This window comes from Myceligenerans indicum (genome assembly GCF_016742955.1).
Lineage (GTDB): Bacteria > Actinomycetota > Actinomycetes > Actinomycetales > Cellulomonadaceae > Myceligenerans > Myceligenerans indicum.
In genome coordinates this window covers 1-18,324 of sequence record NZ_JABBYC010000026.1, presented here as the reverse complement: position 1 = coordinate 18,324, position 18,324 = coordinate 1, and the positions used below count along the sequence as shown (strand labels likewise).

Here is an 18,324-nt window from a genome sequence, read left to right as displayed (position 1 = left end):
TTCCCTCTCCTGTTACTCGGTGCCGGAATCGCCGGAGCCGGCGACCGGGATCTCGGTGCGGACGGTCTGGTCCAGGCCAGATACCTCCCAGCGGCCGTCCCGCGCCACGAGCGTCAGGACGTACTGGGCGGTGGTCTTCTCCCCGTCGGGGCGGGTCAGCTCCGCGGTGACGAGGGCATGCGTACCGTCGCCGTCGGACGGGTGGTCGGAGATCTCGTGGGAGCCGCCGATCGAGGTCACGGACACGGCCGTATATGGCGCGGGTGTCACGGGCTGGATCGCCGTGCCAGGGCGTAGATAGCGGGTGATCTCGCCGTCGCCCGCCACGAGCGCTCCCAGGAACGCCGCGACGGACTCGCCCGCGTCCGACGTGATCGGGATCGTGCGGGGGTAGTCGAGGCCGGGAGAATCCGCACCCGACGGTCCCGGCACGGGAGCCGGAAGTGCCAGCGCTGCGACCGCGAACGGCTCGTCCTCGTCCGCGGGCCGCTGTATCAGCACCGGTACCTGGAAATATCGGCGAACCCACACGAGCACGGGCTCGGAGGCCTCCGAATCGTCGCCCGATTCGCCGCGCACGGGAACGGTCGTCCCCGGGGCCGGCTCCGCGACGTCCACGCCGACGGTCACCATCCACGTCGTGCCTGTCGGGCTCGGGTCGCCCGCGGTGACCGACGCGACCGAGCTGTCCCGGATCGTCAGACCGGTGGCCGGCAGGGTGCTGATCGACGCCTCGGTGAGCGAGGCCACGAGTGCCTGGTCGTCACGGTCCGCTCGCAGCCAGGTCTCCGTGAGTTCGACCGCCCTCTCGGCAGCGGCCGCCGCCGCGCCCTGGTCAGCCGAGACCGTGCCGGCCGCGACGGGGCCGCCTTCCGGGCGGAGCGCGGTCCATACGAGTGCGACAGGTCCGGAAACCAGGGCCAGCACGAGCAGTGCCGTCCACGCCTTCGAGGCGAGTGCCGAGCCTTGCGACCACTCCACCACCTGCGGCGGCGGCGCGTCGTCGGCCGGGAACGCCGGGTCGGGGCCGGCGGGTGCCGTTCCGTCGGTTCTCCAGGGGTTGGCCGACACCGGTCCGCCGGCCCCTTCCGCGGCGCGCTGGGGGTGCGCCGGGATGGTCGACGGGGACGCCGCGCGCTTCTTGCCGCGGCGCCCGGTCAGGAGGGAACTCATCGCGTGCGCACCTCGTCGGGCAGGTCGTTCGAGAGGTCTCGGGACAGCCGGGCGCGGGCAGCCCGCGCACTGCGGGTGCGGGGGCTCTCCAGGGCGTCGGCAATCTTGTGTGCGGTGTCGTCGTTCCCGAGGGGGTCCTGCTTGAGTGCGGCCACCAGTGCGTCGATGACTGGCCTGACCTCGCCGCGGACGGCATGCACCTCGGCAGTGTCGCGCAGGAGCCCCAGGGTCACGTCGTCGTGGTGGAGCTCGGGGGCGGGTTCTTTGCTCATCTCGCTTCTCCCAGTCACCGGTGCGGCTGCTTGTCTTCCTGCTGCTGTCGCTTCGTCACCTCGAACAAATGGGTCACGAGGGGTTCGTGTGACCTGGAGATTGCCGATCAAGAGAGAAATGTGAGCTAGGTCACATCAAGGGTAAATCTGCGGGCAACAGTAGCGGGCAACAGTCTTCGGGTGCACTGGCCCGTAGGCGCTGACCAGCGCTCCGGCATCTCGCCGCCCAGACGACCGAGGAGTCACGTCCATGCCAGGCATGTCCTCAGCTGCCTCCGGGACGCTCATGACCGAGCTCGATCATGACTGGGCCGACCTCGTGGCGACCCGGTCCTTCGCCGACGAGATCGATCGCTTCAGTCGCCGTTTCCCGCAGCTCTCGGGCCTGGCCGACGGCCGTCCCGTCCGATTCACCGCGAACGAGGCCGACGTCGTGCTGCACGCGCTCCTCGTCGAACATGCCCGTGGGAGCTTCGCCGCCGGCCGCGCCGTGCTGCAGTGCATGCTGCCGGCGGTGCGTTCCATCGTGCGTCGTTCGCGTCGGCACTACCGCGACCTCCAGGACCTCGAACAGGAGGCCGCCGCGGCCATGTGGGACGCGATCTGCCACTACGACCTCGCGCGCGAGGACAAGGTCGCGATGCGGCTGCAGGGTCACACGCTCACCCGGGTGGTGGGTGACCAGGCGCCGTTCGCGCGCGGTACACGTGCGAGCCGGGCGCCACAGGTCGAGGAGATTCCCACCGATGTGGCCGTACTGCCGCATCTCGAGCGCGCCGAACCCGAGGAACAGGGGCCAGCAGCGGTATATTCGCTGGCCAGCGCGTCGCTAGGGGCCACGGGCGAGGTGCTCGACGTGATCGCCTGGGGCATTGACGTTCGTGTTATCACAACAGAAGAAGCGTCACTTCTCGCTCGCGTTTACGCTCCAGACCCAGAGTTGCCCGAGTACGCCGAGCTTGGCGCCGGGAGAGGTACATACCAGAAGCGAGTTGCCGACGAGCTCGGCATCTCGCACGCAACACTTCGCCAGCGCGCGAGCCGAGCGGTTCGCCGACTGGCGGAAGCCGTCCGCACCGGAGGTCTGTCTGGGGGATCACCGAACGGGCGGAAGGACGAGGGCCGTGGAACGGCATCGGGAGAACCACTGGGGGGTGCGTGACTCTCGGGGGGTTCCACACCAGCCCCGTCCCTTGGCATGGGGGGTCGTCCGCCTCCAGTCGGCGGCCCCCCATGTCGTGTCTTGATCGAGTGTCGACAGGTAAGACACTCACCAGCAGGAAGAGCCCGCATGAGGCCGAGCTTGATCCGCGCGGGTGAACTTCCCATTTCGAGCGTTTCCCCAGGTCAGCGCCACTGTTGACGTTTACTCGACGTCCAGGGCATCTCCACAGCATGTGAACTTTCGTTGACCTTCCCTTGCCCGGAGTCATCCGGCTACCGTTCAACCTGCCGGGTTCGCCCGCGTGCATCAGGATTGCCTGCGGGAGTACATGACCGGGAGGGGACGGCAAGTGAGCAGTGAGACGAGCGTCGGCGCGCGACGCACCGGTGTGGGCGGGGGTGGGACCCCGCCCCCCAGCGGAAGGGACGCGCGCGCCGCGAGTCCCAGGATTCCCGCGCCCCAGAAACCGACGCGCGCCCGTCGCCGGCCAGCTGTCGTTGCCCTCGGTCTGGCTCTGGTCGCCCTCGGCATTCTCGCGTCGGTCTCCCTGACCACCACACTGGGAAAGACGCACAAGGTCCTGGCCGTCACGTCCGAGATCCAGCGCGGGCAGAAGATCACGGAGAGCGTCCTCGTCACCGTCGACCTGCCGACCAGTCCCACGCTGCTGGAGCCGGTGGACGCGACACAGTTCGCGGCCGTCACGGGGCAGTACGCCAGTGTCGACCTGCCCGCGGGCTCGCTGCTCACTCCCGAGAGCTACACGACGGAGCTGAAGCCTGCCGCCGGGCGGTCCATCGTCGGTGTCGCACTCAACCCGAACCAGATGCCTGCATATCCGCCGCTGCACGCGGGTGACTCGGTACGCATCATCGAGACGCCGGTCAGCGGCGGTGACGCACCGGTCGAGGAACCCCTTGCGATTGCCGCCGTCGTCGTCGAGGCGCATCCGGCCGAGATCGGCGACCAGCAGATCGTCAACGTCGAGGTCGCCCGGGACCAGGCCGGAGCGCTCGCGGCGCGCGCCGCGACCGGGCGGGTGGCTCTCGTGCTCGACACGGTCGCGTCCGACGGGAACGGGTGATCCAGTGGCCCTCGTCGCACTCGCGAACGCGAAGGGCTCGCCGGGAACGACCACGACGGCGCTGGTGCTCGCCATCTCCTGGCCCCGGCCGGTCCTGCTCGTGGAGGCGGATCTCGCCGGTGCCTCGATCCTGGCGGGATACTTCCGCGGCCAGCTCGTGCACGACCGCGGGTTGAGCCAGCTCGCCATCGCGCACAGCCACGGTGAGCTCGAGACCGCACTGTGGGACCAGACCCTCACGCTCGTCCAGAACAGTCAGGACAAGAAGCTGCTGCCCGGCATCGTGTCCCCGCACCTCGCACCATCGGTGGCGAATCTCTGGACCGCGCTCGCGAACCAGCTCGTCGCGCTGGAGCGCGGAGGCATGGACGTCATCGTCGACCTCGGGAGGCTGGGGCCGGCCGGCCGGGACGATCGCGAGCCGCTTCTCCGTCTTGCCGACCAGGTGATCGTCACGACGGGATCGCGTCTGCCCGACATCGCCGTCAGCCGCGAGCTGGTCCGGTCGCGCACGTCCGTCATCGAAGCTGCCGCGCGTGACCTGACCAACCTGGCCACCCTGACGATCGGCCCCGGCCGGCCGTACGACACGAAGGAGATCGCGAGGACGCTGGGACTCGGGTCGCTCGGCTCGCTCGCTTGGGACCCGGTGAACGCCGAGGTGCTGTCCGTCGGATCGCCGACGGGGCGCAAGTGGGGGTCGTCTCCTCTGGTGCGTAGCGCGGGCCCGGTGATCTCGGCGATCCAGGAGCGAACGGCAGCCCGGCGGGAGCGGTTCTCCACGAGCAGCCCGGCCCGAGGCACGTCGACGGGGAACGGCTCGACCGGAGGTATCGGGCGATGAGCCGGAAGCGTGAGGATCTGGACGGGCTTCCGATCTTCGGCGGCGACGGCCGGTCACGGGCACGCCGACCGGAGAAGGGGCGTCCCGCGACGGCCGGGTCGGCGGACCCCAAGGACCCGGACACCCGGACCACGCAGCCGCCGCCCTCGGCCGGAGGTCTGAGCGGCGCGGTCGGGGCCGTAGCCGCGGGCCGTCGCCCGGCACCTCCGTCGGCTCGCCCGGCCGATGTGCAGTCAGGGGACCGCCGCGCCTCCGCCGGCCCGTGGACGGGCGCTGTTCCGACCACCATCCGGCCCGTATGGCAGCCGGTGACCGAGCAGCCTGCCGCGGCAGAGACTCCGACTGCGCACGCTCCGACTGCGGAGCCGGCCGCGCAGGGTTCGGCCGGCCACGATGGTGGTCCGGCGGGAGCCTCTCCCGCTACGACCCCACTCGCCCGTCCCGACGGCGGACCGGGCGGGGACTCCCAGGTCCCGGCCGGCGGTGGTGGGATCGACGCGTGGGTTGCGGGCGGACGTCAGGTACGGACGCTCGAGGCATCGAATCCCGGAGGGATGCGGGACGCCGAGTTCTGGCGCCAGGTGAACAGCCTCCGCGGTGAGGTGTCCTCTCGCCTCACCAACGCCCTGGCCGCACGTGAGCTCGACGAGGAGGAGCGCGAGGCACTCGGCCAAGAACTCATCCAGCAGGTGGTCCGCGACCACAACGACGGGATGCTGTCGGGAGGTCAGCGGCCCTGGACCGCCGAGTACCAGGTCGAGATCACACGAGCCTTGTTCGACGCGCTGTTCCGGCTCGGGCGGCTGCAGCCCCTCATCGACACCCCCGAGGCGGAGAACATCGAGATCACCGGTACGCAGCCGGTGCTGATGCTCATGGGCGACGGTCGTCGCATCTACACCGACCCCATCGCCGACTCCGACGCCGAGCTGATCGACTTCCTGCAGTTCCTCGCGGCCCGCGATCCCGCGAACGAGCGCTCGTTCACCCGCGCCAACCCCTTTCTCAACCTGGACCTGCCCGGCCGTGTGCGCCTGGCGGCGGTGGGCTGGGTGGTGCCCTCGCCGCGCGTCACCATTCGTCTTCAGCGCCTGCAGTCGGTGGATCTCGGGGTGCTCCGCGGGACGGGAACCGTGGACACCGTCCTGGAGGAGTTCCTCGGCGCCGCGGTGCGCGCGCGCAAGTCGGTCGTCGTCTCGGGGCAGGGACAGGGTTCGGGCAAGACGACTCTGCTCCGCGCGCTCTGTGCGAGCCTCTCGCCCTGGGAGTCCGTCGCCACCATCGAGACCGACTACGAGCTCTACCTGCACCTCGAGCCCGAGAAGCATCGCCGCGTGGTGGCCCTGCGCACCCGTGAGGGCTCGGGCGAGATGAACACGGCCGGCCGCCGGGTCGGGGAGATCGACACCAACATCAATGTGTACGAGTCGCTCCGCCACAACATCTCCCGGGTCATCGTCGGCGAGGTCCGCGGGCCGGAGATCGTCTCGATGTTCCAGGCGATGCAGATGGGTAACGGCTCCTTGTCCACCGTGCACGCGGACGGCGCTCGCGACGTCGTCGAGCGTCTGGTCGGCATGGCCGTACAAGACAGCACCCTCAGTGAGACGTACGCGTATCGGCAGGTCGCGCAGTCGATCGACCTCATCGTGTTCCTCCGGGTGAACATCGATCCGGAGACCGGGCTGCGCACACGCTACGTCTCGGAGGTCATCGAGGTGACCCGCGGTGAAGCCGGCAACCCGGTCGCGATCACCGACGTGTTCCGTCCCGGCCCGGACGGTCGCGCGGTGCCCGCACATACGCCGTCGTTCCTCGACGATCTGACGGCGGTCGGGTTCGACCCCAACCTGCTCAACTTCCACGACGGCCTCTGGGAGGTCACCCGATGACCACCTTTCTCGCCGTCGCCGCCGGTCTCGGCGTGGGGATCGGGATCTGGCTCGTCATCGTCGGTCTGCTGAAGCGCGAGGCGACCCCGCGGCCGCCGTCGTCCAGCCGCAAGCCCTTCGAGGGGCTGCTGCGGCTGATCGGGCTCGACGAGGGCGGTCCGCTCCACTCCAAGCGCAGGACCGTGCTGGTCAGCGCGGCTGCGGGACTCGTGGTCGGAATCCTGACCGGCTGGTGGTCGCTCACCGTGATCGTGCCGGTCATGGTGGTCGGACTCCCGGCGCTGTTCCGTACCACCACGCAGTCGAGCGAGGTCGAGAAGCTCATCGACCTCACGGCCTGGGTACGTTCACTGATCGGTGTGCTCAGCGGTGGAGCCGTAGGACTGGAGCAGGGCATCGCGGCGACGCTCCCCTCGGCCGCGCCCTCCGTGCGGCCGTCACTCGCCCGGCTGGTCGCGCGCCTGGAGGCGAGGCAGCCGATCAAACCGGCGTTGTACCGCTGGGCCGACGAGATGGACGACTACTCGTCGGACATGATCGCTTCGGCACTGATCCTCGAGTCGGACAACCGCACCGGTGCGGTCGCCCCGGCGCTCAAGCAGCTCGCGGAGTCGCTCTCTGCCCAGGCACGCGCCCGGCGTGAGATCGAGACCGAACGGGCGACGGGCCGCGCGACGGTTCGCTGGGTGACGGTCGTGACCCTGGTGGTGCTGGGCGGGACGGCCATGACGGGCTACCTCGACGGGTACGACTCCCCGGTAGGGCAGATCGTGGCTATCACCTTGTTCGCGGCGTACTGCGGCTGCCTGCTGTGGATGCGGCGGATCTCGATGGGGCAGCCGATCCCGCGGTTCCTCCCGCACGAGGGAGGCCTGGGATGATTCTCGGCAGCATCTGGCCGTCCGCCGTCGCGGGGGCCGTGGCCGGCCTCGGGCTGTGGCTGGTGGTACGGACCCTCGTGCCGACACAGCCGGGACTGCAGTCGGCGCTCGATCGGCTGAGCGGCGAGGACAAGCTCGCCGCGATCGAGGTGTCCGACGACGACGGCTCCGGGCTCAGCCGCACCGAGCAGATGACGCAGAGGTTCGGGGCCTGGGCACAACGACGGCTACCGCTGCCGATGCTCATGCGGGCAGGTCCGAGTGCGGCCGATCTCGACCTCATCGGCAAGACCGCGACCGAGCACTACGGGGCCAAGGCGTTGGGAGCCGTGGTCGTCCTGGTGGGCGTGCCGTTCATCGGGCTCATGGCAGGACTGCTCAAGCTCGGCCTTCCGGTGGGCCTGCCGTTCGGTGCGGCCCTCGTACTTGCCCTCGGTGCCTGGTTCCTCCCGGATCTGGAGGCGCGGAGCAAGGCACGCAGGGCGAGGCAGGAGTTCACCCGTGCCGTATCGACCTACCTGGAACTCCTGGCGATCGAGCGCATCTCCGGTGCCGGGGCGACCCAGGCGACGTTCGCCGCCGCGCAGGTGGCGGAATCGTGGCCGTTCCGGCGGATCGCGGAGGCGCTGGAACGAGGGCGCTGGGAGGGCGAGCCGCCCTGGACGGCACTGCGGGACCTGGGCAGGGAGGTGGAGGTCGACGCGCTGGGTGAGGTCGCGTCGATCGTCGAACTGGCGGGTACGCAAGGCTCGGCCATCCACGATCAGCTGCAGTCGAAGGCGGCCGCCATGCGTGATGCGCAGCTCGACGTGGAGCAGCAGCTCGCGCACGACGCGACGGTCCGCATGACGGTGCCCGGGACGCTGACGGTGTTCGTCTACTTCATCATGCTGATCTTCCCGATCGGCGTGACCATGTTCCAGCAGCTTCCGTGACGATCTGCTTCGGCGAACGCCGACGCCTTCGGTGAACTGCGGGCAACAGATCATGCCCAGGTCTTCACAGCCGCGCGATTTCCGCGAAGACTCGTGTCGCACGTGTCACACGAACCGGATCTTGCCCATTTGTTGATTTCGAGAGCACCCCAGGAGCTGTTATGTCCATTGAAGAGCACCGGCCAGGCCGAAGGATCGACGCCGCGGCGTCCGGCGTCGTGCAAGCGCACCTTCGCCTGACCGGGGTCAGCGGCCTGATGGGCCGGACCTCCGCGCGGTTCGCCGAGCGGACCGCCGAGCTGCGCGCGCGCCTCGCCGCGCGTCGGCAGGGCCTGCCTGAGGACGCCGGCCTCGAGTCGATCGAGGTCGTCGTGCTGTCCGTGGTGGGCCTCGGCATCGCGGTAGGGCTCGGCCTCGCGATCAAGGGACTCGTCGACAGCTACATGGCCGACCTAGTACGCGGAGGATGAGTGAGGGAGCGCAGACGCCCTGAACTGCCGCTTCGGATTTCGGCCCAGCCGAGTTCCTGGCGGGAGCGCGGGGCTGCCTCCATCCAGACAGTCATCACCTACCCCGTGGTGCTCCTGCTGATCTTCGGCATGGTGCAGGGCGTGATCTACTACCACGCCCAGAACGTCGCCCGCTCGGTGGCGAACGGGGCGGTTCAGGCGGCCCGGCTCGAGAACGGCACCGTCGCCGACGGGTATGCCGAGGCCGCGGCTCGGCTCGACCGAGGACGGGATGTGTTCGCCTCGGTGGACATCCTCGTGGAACGCGGGGACGAGGTCGCGACGGCGACGGTGGTGGGTCTGGCGCCGTCGCTCGTGCCCGGGTTCCGGGGACTGCGCATCGAGCAGACCGCGACCGGTCCGGTGGAGCGCTTCACACCGGCGGTGGGCCCATGACACGGAGCAGAGACTTCCCACGTCACCGGAGCGTCGTGCCGTTCCGCGCCGCCGTAGCGCGTCGTCGCATCGGGGGCGGATCGTCGGGTGACCCGGTCGGTGAGCGTGGCAACGTCGCGATCAACACAGCTGTCGTCTTCCCGATGGTGCTGCTCATCGCGATGCTGCTGCTCATGGCCGGCCGGATGGTGCTGGCGCAGGGCGCGGTGCAGTCGGCGGCGAACGAGGCGGCCCGGTCGGCATCGATCAGTCGCACCGCCGCCGCCGCAGAGATCTCGGCATCCCAGACGGCGCGCAGCACGCTGAACAACTCGGGCATCTCTTGCTCGTCGACGAAGGTCACTCCCGTGCTGGACGCCTTCACCCTGCCCCTCGGCACGGTGGGCGAGGTTCGCGTCGAGGTGTCGTGCGTGGTCCCGCTCGCGGATCTCGGACTTCCGGGCGCCCCGGGCACCCGGAAGATGCACGCGACGGCGACGTCCGTGCTGGATGCCTACCGGGGAAGGGGCTGACGTGAGGAACCGTGCCTTCGGAACAGAGGACCGGGATGCGGCGGCTCGTACGGCGTCGCAGCGAGGAGAGATCAACATCCTCGTCGCGGGGCTCGTTCCTGCGTTGATCATCGCCATCGGCCTGGTGGTGGACGGAGGGGGCCGGCTCCAGGCAGCCGACGAGGCGCAGTACGCGGCGGAGCAGGCCGCCCGCGCCGGAGCCCAGGAGCAGGACATCTCCGAGGCGCAGTACGGCCGGCCACCCACGCTCGATCCGGCAGCAGCCGCTGCGACCGCCGAAGCTCACCTTGCGGCGGCAGGCGTCAGAGGCCAGGTCGTATACGTGCAGGACGCGTCCATCCGCGTCCGCGCCACCGTGACCTATGAGACGAAGTTCCTTTCCCTGATCGGGATTCCCTCGCTGTCCGCGGAGGGGTCCGCCGAAGCCAGAGCCGTGCGCGGTATCACCCAGGAGGGATCCTGATGAGCACCACGACCGAACGCAACGCAGGGGCCGCACCGTCGCAGGTGCCCTTCGGAACGCCGTCGCACGGACCCTCGCCCGGCGGCCTCGCAGGTCGTGTGGTCCGCGGCTTGGTCTCCGTGCTGGTGCTGGCCGCCCTCGTGGTCGGTATACCGATCGGACTGTGGCTCACCGGTGTCCCCGTGCTGAACGGTGACCTGTCATGGGCCAGGCTCGTGTCAGTCATGTCCGCCCCGGACGTGACGGGGGAGGTGCTGCTCAGCCTCGTGACCGTCGTGGGCTGGGTCGCGTGGGCAACGTTCGCCGTTGCCGTGCTGGTGGAGCTGTTCGCGGTCGTACGTGGCGTGCGAGCACCCCGACTGCACGGGCTCGGGCTGCAGCAGCGGCTTGCCGCCCTGCTGATCGGTGCCGTGGTGGCAATGGTGCTCGTCACGCCGGTCTCCGGCCAGGCCGTGGCGAGTTCGCAGGTGGTGGACCCCGTGGACGGGCAGGCCACCGACCCGGTCGCCAGCAGCGTGCTGGAGTCCGTCCCGGGTGGCGACGCCTCGCCGGACACCGGGCAGCGCGGCGACGGTCCGGCCACGGAAGGGGCTGTCTCGGCACCGGCCGGGCACCCGGAAACGCAGGCGGATGACGGACCGCACACGTCGAAGGCCCGGATCACGAAGACGAGGGCCGAGACGAAGGCGGAGAGCGCGCGGGCGTCGTCGGACGCGAACACGAAGACCTACACGGTGCAGCCGGGAGACTCGCTCTGGCGGATCGCACAGGAGATGCTGGGCGACGGCACGCGGTTCAAGGAGATCGCTCACCTCAACTACGGCGTGCCGCAGGACGACGGCCGCGCGCTCGACGGATCGCACTGGGTGCGGCCTGGATGGGTCCTGACGCTGCCCGACGACGCCTCGGGACCGTCCGTCGATCAGGTCGTGGACGTCGAATCCGTCTCGGACGTCACGCCCGCCGAGACGCGCGACGTCACGGTGGAGCGCGGGGACACGCTGTGGGACATCGCTGCGGAACAGCTCGGCGACGGGTCGAAGTATCCGGAACTGTATGAGGCGTCACGCTCCACGCCACAGCCCGACGGTCGGAAGCTCACCGATCCGGACACGATCTACCCAGGCTGGCACGTCACCGTTCCGGCCGCGGATGGGACGGACGAAGGCACGCCGGACCGCGAGTCGGCGCCGGAAGCCGGGGCCGACGACAGTGCTTCCGGATCTGCGGCCGACACGTCCGGTGACTCCGCGGGCGCGCAAGAGCCCGACGTCGCCACCGACGCCGCGTCGTCGGGGGACGACACGCCCAGCACACCTGAGGACGCCGCCGAGGCCACACCGCAGGTGCCAGCACCGGAGGGTGCTGAACGATCGGCTGAACGGGCGGACAAGCCGGCCGAGGCCTCCGGCGCCGACGAACCGGGGCCGTCCGACGAGGTTCCTGCGGACCGGTCGGCCGAGGGGGTCGAGAACGCCGGCGCCGACGACGGGGCCGAGGTGGTCACCCGAGGAGCACAGCGCGGCGAGAAGGATGCCGTTCCCACGGAAGCCAAGCAGTCCAGCGGCCCGGCAGACGGCGACGCGACGGAATCTCAGCCCACGCCCGAGCCGCAGGCGCCTGCGCTCGACCAGGTCGAGGCATCCGACACCGAGTCCCCGCAGATTGAGGAGTCCGCTCCGGTCACGGAGAGGCCCGTCGAGGACAACACCCCGTCCGACGAGGAGACGGCGGCCGCCGTCGTACCGCCTGGAGCAGCGACCGACGAGACGTCGGATCGGGACGGTGAGTCAGCGTCGGGCGACGGCGTGACCGCCCCCACCTCTTCAGGGGGGTCGGCCGGGACGGACACCCCTGTTCCGGCGTACCAGGAAGTCACACCCGATGACCTGGCCGCCGAACCGACGCTCGAAGGCGGCCCGCAAGCTGTCCCGGAGATCGCCGAGTCCGCACCGGCGGGGAGCGGCGGTGGGGGCCCGGTCGGCGTCGCGGCGTCCGAGTCCTCCACCGCAGGGTCTACCGCGGCGCCGCAGCCCGACCCCGCCGTCAGCGCAGCGCTGGTCGACGCGAATCTCTCCGACGAACTCCTCGAGGCGTTCGACGTCCGGACCGCGGCCGGCGTCGGCGGGCTGCTCGCCGCTGGCATCCTCAGCCTGCTCGCAGCGCGCCGCGGTCGCGCCCGCCGGCGTCGCAAGCCCGGCGAGCGGATTGCCCTGCCACCGTCCGGATCGCCGGCCGCCGAGCTCGAGACGGATCTGCGTGCCGTCTCGGACGAGCTCGGACGCGAGCAGGTCGACATCGCGCTGCGGACCCTCGCCGGCTGGCATCGCGAACGTGGACTCGCCCTTCCTGGCGTCCGCGTCGCGCGGCTCAAGTCCGGTGAGTTCCTCGAGCTCTACCTCGACCGCGCCGCCGATCTCCCGACACCCTGGGTCAGTACGACCGACCGCTACGTCTGGCAGCTCCCCGCCCGGGAGAACCCAGCTGTGGCCAGCGACAAAGCCACACCCGACCTCATGGAGTCGCCCTACCCCTCCCTGGTCACCCTCGGCCACGACGACGAGGATGCCCACCTCATGGTCGACCTCGAGAACATCGGCTGCCTGGACATCCGAGGCAGCGACGCGGCCGCACAGGCGACCCTTGCCGCGCTCGCGGTCGAACTGGCCACGTCGCTCTGGGCCGACGACCTGCAGGTCACGGTGGTCGGTGCCCTCCGGGACCTGCCGGGAGTCGTCGACACGGGTCGCATCCGTCACGTGCCGTCGGTCGCCGGGATCGTGCGCGAGCTGGAGGCTCGGGCTGCCGACGTCGACCGCACGCTCGCGCAGGTCGGGGCGGTCAACCTGCCTGATGCGCGCGGTCGTGGCCTGGCCATGGACGCATGGACGCCGGAGATTCTCCTGGTCGGTGAGTCGCTCGGAACTGCCGAGCGCACGCGACTGGAGAGCCTGGTCGAGCGGGTCCCTGGCGTCGGGATCGCCGCGGTGACGTCGTGCGCGGAGATCGGTGAGTGGATGCTCGACCTGAGTGGCGAGCTCACCTCCGGCGACAAGTCACGTGGCGTGCTCGTGCCTGCCTACATCGCCGTGCGGCCGCAGCAACTCGACAGCGAGACCTACGTACAGGCACTCGAACTGCTCGGCGACCCGGAGCCGGTGGCAGGGCCGGCATGGGCGCGCAACCTCGTTCCGGAGGAACCGGAGCTGGTCGAGCCGGGGGCGTTGCCGGACTTCGACGAGATCGTCCGCACGGACGAAGGCGCTGACACAGAAGCTGTTGCAGGGGATGTCGTGGAGGCTCCGGTGGGGGAGAAGATTGCGGTCGAGGTCGGCGCGGGGGCCGGTGGGGGCACGGATGTGCGTCCGGCACCTGGATCGGCAGGATCCGCGTCCGTGGACCTGGCCGGGGAGCCGGCAGCGCGGGACACCGAGAGCATTGCGCCGGCACCGGTCGGTCCGGGGACGGCCTCGGGCGACGAGCCTGAGGGATGGGCCGACGCCGCCAACCCGTGGGTGACAGCTCTCGACGAGGATGGTCCTGGTGGCACCGACGGCGGCGCGATCACCGCTGTCGTTCATGACGACCTGGAGGCTCCGGAGGAGCCACAGGGCGCACGCACGCCCGTCGTACGAGTACTCGGCGGCGTAGAACTTGCAGGGTGTGCAGGTATCGACCTGCCTGCCAGCCATCAGCGCCAGGCCATGGAACTCGTCGCGTTCCTTGCGTTCAATCCGGGGGCGCGCGGGTCGGACATCTCGCGGGCTCTGTGGCCTTCGCGGGACCCGAATCTCGCGACGAGGCGAAGCGCTGTGTCGCGCGCGCGGCGCTGGCTCGGCACGGATGCCTACGGGTTCGAGTACCTCCCGCGTTACTGGTCAACGGACGACGGTTCGCAGGTGGATCAGGAGAAGGCCGGCTACCGGCTGCGCGGCGTGACAACGGACTGGGACCTGTTCTGCGAGCTGGTGGGTCCGGATCTGACGGCGACTCCGCTGGACGACCTGCGCCGCGCGCTCGAGCTGGTGCGGGGAGTGCCGTTCCAGGACACGCCGCCGCGCAAGTACGTCTGGGCTGAGGTGTTGATGCAGGAGATGGCCGCGGGTGTTGTCGACGTGGCTCACGAGGTGTCGCGGCGTGCGCTCGCCGAGGGCGATCTCGCTGTCGCTCGTGAGGCGTCGCGCGTGGGGCGGATCGCGGACCCGGCCGACGAGCGCTCCTGGCGCAACTCGATCCGTACGGAGTATGCGAGCGGCCGGATGGATGCGGCCGGACGTCTGATCGACCGTCTGCGCGATCATCTGGAGCAGCTCGACATGGAGCCGGAGCCGGAGACAGAAGAACTGATCAGTGAGATCGACGCCGCAGGACGGAACCGCTGAGTCGGGCGAGGTGAACGAACAGTACCCGGCGCCGGGGCGGCCGAATGGGGTTCATCCCCGGGGTGGCCCGGGCCGGACCAGGATGGTCCTGGCCGGGCCACTTCGGGGATTGCGAGGGTCGTCGGTCAGGAGTCATTGATCCGGCGATGGGCCAGGTCCGCTCTGGTGGTCACGCGCGAGCCCTGGGGTGCCCCGGATCCTCCACGGAGATCTCTGTCCCTGTGAGGTGCCAGGTGTGTCCGTCGTGGACGGCGACGTAGAAGAGGTCGTACTCAGGCGGGAGTCCCGCCGTGTCAAGCTCTGCGGTTCGCCTGCCGATCTCGTCCGGCAGACTCAGATCTTCGGAGACGGACCGGTTGGTGATCGTGTTGACCGGGATCAGGCCCGCGTGGATCCCTCCGCCTCTGACCGTCACATTGACGACGTCGCCTCGTGCCACGGAGTTGGCGCTCACCTCTGCGCTGTAGTGGTTCGCGGGTGCGTCGTCGGCGGGGAGGACTTCGAACGCCGACCAGGTGACCGCGTCGGAGGTGGAGTCCGACGGGGCGACGATCTCGACCGTGTACATGCCGGGCTCCATCCAGGCCGGGGCGGCGAGCCACTGGGAGTCGCTTCCTTCCGTCGCGGTTCCTCTCCAGGTTCCTGCATCGGTTCCGTCGGGTCCGTGCACCTGCCAGGTGACCGAGCTGTGCTCCGGCAGGTTGTGAGCCGAGATCCGCGCGATGTGTCCTTGATGAACAGCTGCCTTGCCGCCGCCGAAATGGATGAACGGACCGGACGGTGGGGGCGAGACCGTGGTCCCGTCCGTGAACCAACCGTCTCCGGTGTTCACGACGAGGACCCAGGAGCTTCCCTTGAGCTCGGCCGTGTCGACGACGACGCGAGAGTGGCCGTCGTGATCGGCGCGGAACGAGGTGATGTGTGCCAGGCCGGAGATGCCCTCGCGGGTGAGGGCCAGTTCCGACACCTTGTCCGACGGCAGCCCGGACACGTGGACAAGCACTTGGCCGTCGGAGCTCGGCGCCGTCCTGAACGACGCCCAGAGTGGCGGCGCGTCCGCGGCCGGGAGCACCTGGAGCGGGGCGTCAGCGACACCACCCCTCGCGGTGTCCGTGAGCTCCAGCGTGTAGTCCCCCGGAGGGGTCGTCAGGGTTGGCGTGACCTGGCGGTAGACCTTGCCGTCGTCGTCGACCGATCCCTCGTCGACCGAGACGACCTTGCCGTTCGGGCTGACGAGATCCCACGTGACCGTGCCACCGGGAGTAAACCCCGAGCCCACGATGCTGATCGTGCGGTTCTGGTGGACGGTGGCGGACTGGAGTTGGGTAGCGGGTGCGGCCTCTGTGGGTGCTGCGGTCACCGTGCTGACGATCCCAGCGCCCGCCGTTGTGAGGAGTATGCCGGTGAGTAGGGCGGACAGGCGTCGGACTCCGGTGAGTGCGGGACTGATCGAACTGCGCAATGTTCGCTCCCTAGATCTGTGTGCGGCCGCTGCCGGGCACGGTCGGGCGTGGGGAGTGCGCGCGATACGACTCAAACATGACGGGCAGTGAACGGCATCCGGTACGGTACGGGCGCCGTCAGCGAGACCGGAGGGGTGGAGCCACAGATCCCCCGACATGGTCTGGCGGATCGTGTTCACCCTCGTCGTTCAGCGCGGCCAGCAGTTCGCGCACGCAGATGTCGTACGAGTGAAAGCCGCTCACGTAGAACTGATCAGGTGTTCCCTGACGGCGTGCGTCGTCGAAGGCCGCGCGCAGCGCTTCCAGGTCCTCGACAGCCTCGGTGATGCGCGTGGTCTGCCTCGGCCCGCGGTTGTGGCTGACGGGTTCGGTCAGCGATCGGCTCAAGCATCGCAGCGGCTCGAGTTCAGCGGCGACCATGGCGGCGATGTGCTCCGTTTCACGCAGGCTCCAGGCGTGCCTCTTCTTGCGCGCGAGAATCTCCCGGCCCGCTTGCCAGTAGAGCCGGAGCATCTCGGCGGTGACACGGCGCGCGGCACGGTGTCGACACCTCTGGGAATGGGACCTCAGATCGGCGAGAAACCCGTCGGATCCTTCAGGCGCCACGCCGTCGGCGACGGCGCGCCGCCGACGTGCGTGGCGAATCGGGAGTTGTCTCATGCTGTCGATGAATCGAATCCGTGTCCGCCGAGCACCCGTCGATCGATGAGGCACTCCGTCAACCGCCGGCGCGGCTCGTGCTCGATCGCGTGTGCGAGCGTGGTTGCGGACCAGCCGTGCTTGATCGCCTTGGCCGCGTACCGGTCGCGGCCGTCCCGCGTGTCGAGTCGATCGAGCAGGACGATGACGTGTTCCCACGGCAGGAGTCCCACAGGGCCCCGAGCGATCACGTCGTCGTCCGGCCACGCCTCTGCGAACTGCCGCATGTGCACGATATCGGCGACAGTCCAACCCTTGGTCATAAAGTCACGGTGAAGGTCCTCTGAGATGCGCTCGACAGCCTTGGTTCCCCAGCCGTACACACTGTCGCGCTCGACGAGCTCCTTGCCGGTACGCCAGTAGACGAGCAGCAGCTCGATGTTTGCAGCCTGCGCAGCGCGCAGGCGACCTTCGCGCAGGCGATTGCAGAGGGCATCGTAGAACTCCGTGTACCCGACGGGCTCCGCAGCAGCCGGGAGGGTGGTCGTCATCGTCATGGAACAATCGTCATAGCAATCTAGCCCACTCGCATCTTGGGTTCCGATCTGCAACTATGACTGTGGAAAACCAACTTATGGTGGCGCTGGCAATCATTCGGTGCGAGCATGGGTGCCTGCGCTCGCACCTGCCGCCGGATGCGTCCGCTCTTGGCGAGATGTTGTGAAGTATCACGCCTTACCCATTGCCTGGCACAGGCCTTCTGCTGGACCCTGTATGCGGTGCCCGGTGGCGCATACGCGCTGGACGCGGACACTAGGCCTAGGAAAAGCCAGAAGCCGCCCGATCCCCAGCGGAGGCCCAGGATGTCGAACAGCTTCAGTACGCCGCTGCGCGTGGGCGCGGTCGTGTTGGGCGTGGTCGTCGTGGTTGCGGCCGGCCTCGTCTATGCGTACGGCCCTGGCGAGGGCAGATGGGTCCAGGGAGCTCTCGGGGCCAGCCCGACTGAACCCGACACCTCGGAACCCTCCCCGGGGAAGTCGCAGACTGCATCGGGCATCGAGCCATCGCCTTCCGGATCGCCCTCGCCGAGCACGGCAGCGCAGATCAAGGCAAAGAATATTGCGGATGCGAAGGCGAGCCTCGTCGAGTACTACGCGACGGTGGCCGAGGTTGCCAACGATTCATATCGTGATTGGGAGGACAAGCTCGGGCCGTTCTGGGGAACTAGGTCTTCGTGGCAAGCAATAACTACCGTGTATGAGCGAAACCGTGAGAGCGGCATCCACACCGAGGGCGCTGCTCAAGTGGTGTCGATGACGGCCAATAAGTACGAGCCCTATACGCGAGGCTCGGAGGAAATCGTCCTAGATGTCTGCATCGATTTTGGTCCTGTAAAGACGTTCGATGGAGACGGTGTCAGAATTCCGCGCGATGCTTCCGTGCCCACTCGATACCATTTCGCATATGGCCTTCGCCATCAAGGCGTAGGCAGCAAGTGGACGCTAATTTCCGAAGAGCGCAATCAGGAGCAAGAATGCTGAGAGAAGTCCTTGGTGTCTTGATTGGGGTTGCGTTTATCGCTTTCGGGGTGTCCGCTCCAGCAAGCGCTGACCCACCAGAAGGTTGCAGTGAAGTTGTCAATCCGGATGGTAGCGTCGAGATAATCTGTGAGGACGGTCCTGAAGGGCCTGGGGGCTGTCTCTTATACACATCT

17 protein-coding genes are annotated in these 18,324 nt (G+C 69.0%); 12 read left to right on the top strand and 5 right to left on the bottom strand.

All coding sequences use genetic code 11. The features are described from left to right. Positions 1 to 12 precede the first annotated feature (12 nt). Positions 13 to 1,173, bottom strand: coding sequence for a conjugal transfer protein (locus tag HGK34_RS13785; protein WP_201848313.1), 1,161 nt, complete (start codon positions 1,171 to 1,173; stop codon positions 13 to 15). Continuing rightward, entirely contained in the window at positions 1,170 to 1,445 is a 276-nt protein-coding gene (locus tag HGK34_RS13780; RefSeq protein ID WP_201848311.1) for a hypothetical protein, read from the bottom strand. The genes HGK34_RS13785 and HGK34_RS13780 overlap by 4 nt, the downstream gene beginning before the upstream one ends. A 286-nt stretch (positions 1,446 to 1,731) precedes the next feature. Here HGK34_RS13780 and HGK34_RS13775 point away from each other — a divergent pair, with 286 nt between their 5' ends. The 11 genes from HGK34_RS13775 to HGK34_RS13725 all read left to right on the top strand — a co-directional run bounded on the left by HGK34_RS13775 (position 1,732) and on the right by HGK34_RS13725 (position 14,508). Then, complete coding sequence (locus tag HGK34_RS13775; RefSeq protein WP_201848309.1) at positions 1,732 to 2,607, top strand: sigma factor; 876 nt, start codon at positions 1,732 to 1,734, stop codon at positions 2,605 to 2,607. Between the two features lie 352 nt (positions 2,608 to 2,959). Further along, on the top strand, positions 2,960 to 3,694 hold the full coding sequence (locus HGK34_RS13770) for an SAF domain-containing protein (RefSeq protein WP_201848307.1): 735 nt from the start codon (positions 2,960 to 2,962) through the stop codon (positions 3,692 to 3,694). Positions 3,695 to 3,698: 4 nt separating this feature from the next. Beyond that, positions 3,699 to 4,538: a CpaE/TadZ family protein gene (locus HGK34_RS13765; protein WP_201848305.1), complete on the top strand. Its 840-nt coding sequence runs from the start codon at positions 3,699 to 3,701 to the stop codon at positions 4,536 to 4,538. 554 nt (positions 4,539 to 5,092) lie between these two features. After that, positions 5,093 to 6,430 (top strand): TadA family conjugal transfer-associated ATPase, encoded by a 1,338-nt coding sequence (locus HGK34_RS13760; protein WP_201848304.1) that lies wholly within the window; start codon positions 5,093 to 5,095, stop codon positions 6,428 to 6,430. After that, positions 6,427 to 7,311, top strand: coding sequence for a type II secretion system F family protein (locus HGK34_RS13755; RefSeq protein WP_201848303.1), 885 nt, complete (start codon positions 6,427 to 6,429; stop codon positions 7,309 to 7,311). The genes HGK34_RS13760 and HGK34_RS13755 overlap by 4 nt, the downstream gene beginning before the upstream one ends. Next, positions 7,308 to 8,246 carry a type II secretion system F family protein gene (locus HGK34_RS13750; protein ID WP_201848302.1) on the top strand — a complete coding sequence of 313 codons (939 nt, stop codon included), beginning with the start codon at positions 7,308 to 7,310 and terminating at the stop codon, positions 8,244 to 8,246. The genes HGK34_RS13755 and HGK34_RS13750 overlap by 4 nt, the downstream gene beginning before the upstream one ends. Before the next feature lie 161 nt (positions 8,247 to 8,407). Continuing rightward, a complete protein-coding gene (locus HGK34_RS13745; protein WP_201848300.1) occupies positions 8,408 to 8,716 on the top strand; it encodes a hypothetical protein in 309 nt (102 codons plus the stop codon). Further along, complete coding sequence (locus tag HGK34_RS13740) at positions 8,717 to 9,151, top strand: TadE/TadG family type IV pilus assembly protein (protein WP_201848298.1); 435 nt, start codon at positions 8,717 to 8,719, stop codon at positions 9,149 to 9,151. Continuing rightward, a complete protein-coding gene (locus HGK34_RS13735) occupies positions 9,148 to 9,663 on the top strand; it encodes a TadE/TadG family type IV pilus assembly protein (RefSeq protein WP_201848295.1) in 516 nt (171 codons plus the stop codon). Before HGK34_RS13740 ends, HGK34_RS13735 begins: the two co-directional genes overlap by 4 nt. 1 nt (position 9,664) lies before the next feature. Further along, the gene (locus HGK34_RS13730) at positions 9,665 to 10,126 is read left to right on the top strand and encodes a pilus assembly protein TadG-related protein (RefSeq protein ID WP_201848293.1); all 462 of its coding nucleotides are present in this window, start codon (positions 9,665 to 9,667) and stop codon (positions 10,124 to 10,126) included. Next, positions 10,126 to 14,508, top strand: coding sequence for a LysM peptidoglycan-binding domain-containing protein (locus HGK34_RS13725; RefSeq protein WP_201848291.1), 4,383 nt, complete (start codon positions 10,126 to 10,128; stop codon positions 14,506 to 14,508). The genes HGK34_RS13730 and HGK34_RS13725 overlap by 1 nt, the downstream gene beginning before the upstream one ends. Before the next feature lie 169 nt (positions 14,509 to 14,677). Here the strand turns inward: HGK34_RS13725 and HGK34_RS13720 are convergent, their stop codons facing one another. The 3 genes from HGK34_RS13720 to HGK34_RS13710 form a co-directional block, all read right to left on the bottom strand. Continuing rightward, entirely contained in the window at positions 14,678 to 15,868 is a 1,191-nt protein-coding gene (locus tag HGK34_RS13720; RefSeq protein ID WP_201848281.1) for a hypothetical protein, read from the bottom strand. Between the two features lie 220 nt (positions 15,869 to 16,088). Beyond that, positions 16,089 to 16,484, bottom strand: a complete 396-nt coding sequence (locus HGK34_RS13715; protein WP_244666730.1) for a hypothetical protein — start codon at positions 16,482 to 16,484, stop codon at positions 16,089 to 16,091. 143 nt (positions 16,485 to 16,627) lie between these two features. After that, complete coding sequence (locus HGK34_RS13710) at positions 16,628 to 17,167, bottom strand: DUF1016 N-terminal domain-containing protein (RefSeq protein ID WP_201848275.1); 540 nt, start codon at positions 17,165 to 17,167, stop codon at positions 16,628 to 16,630. A 306-nt stretch (positions 17,168 to 17,473) separates the two neighbouring features. Here HGK34_RS13710 and HGK34_RS13705 point away from each other — a divergent pair, with 306 nt between their 5' ends. Then, on the top strand, positions 17,474 to 18,151 hold the full coding sequence (locus HGK34_RS13705; protein ID WP_201848272.1) for a hypothetical protein: 678 nt from the start codon (positions 17,474 to 17,476) through the stop codon (positions 18,149 to 18,151). Positions 18,152 to 18,324: the final 173 nt, after the last annotated feature.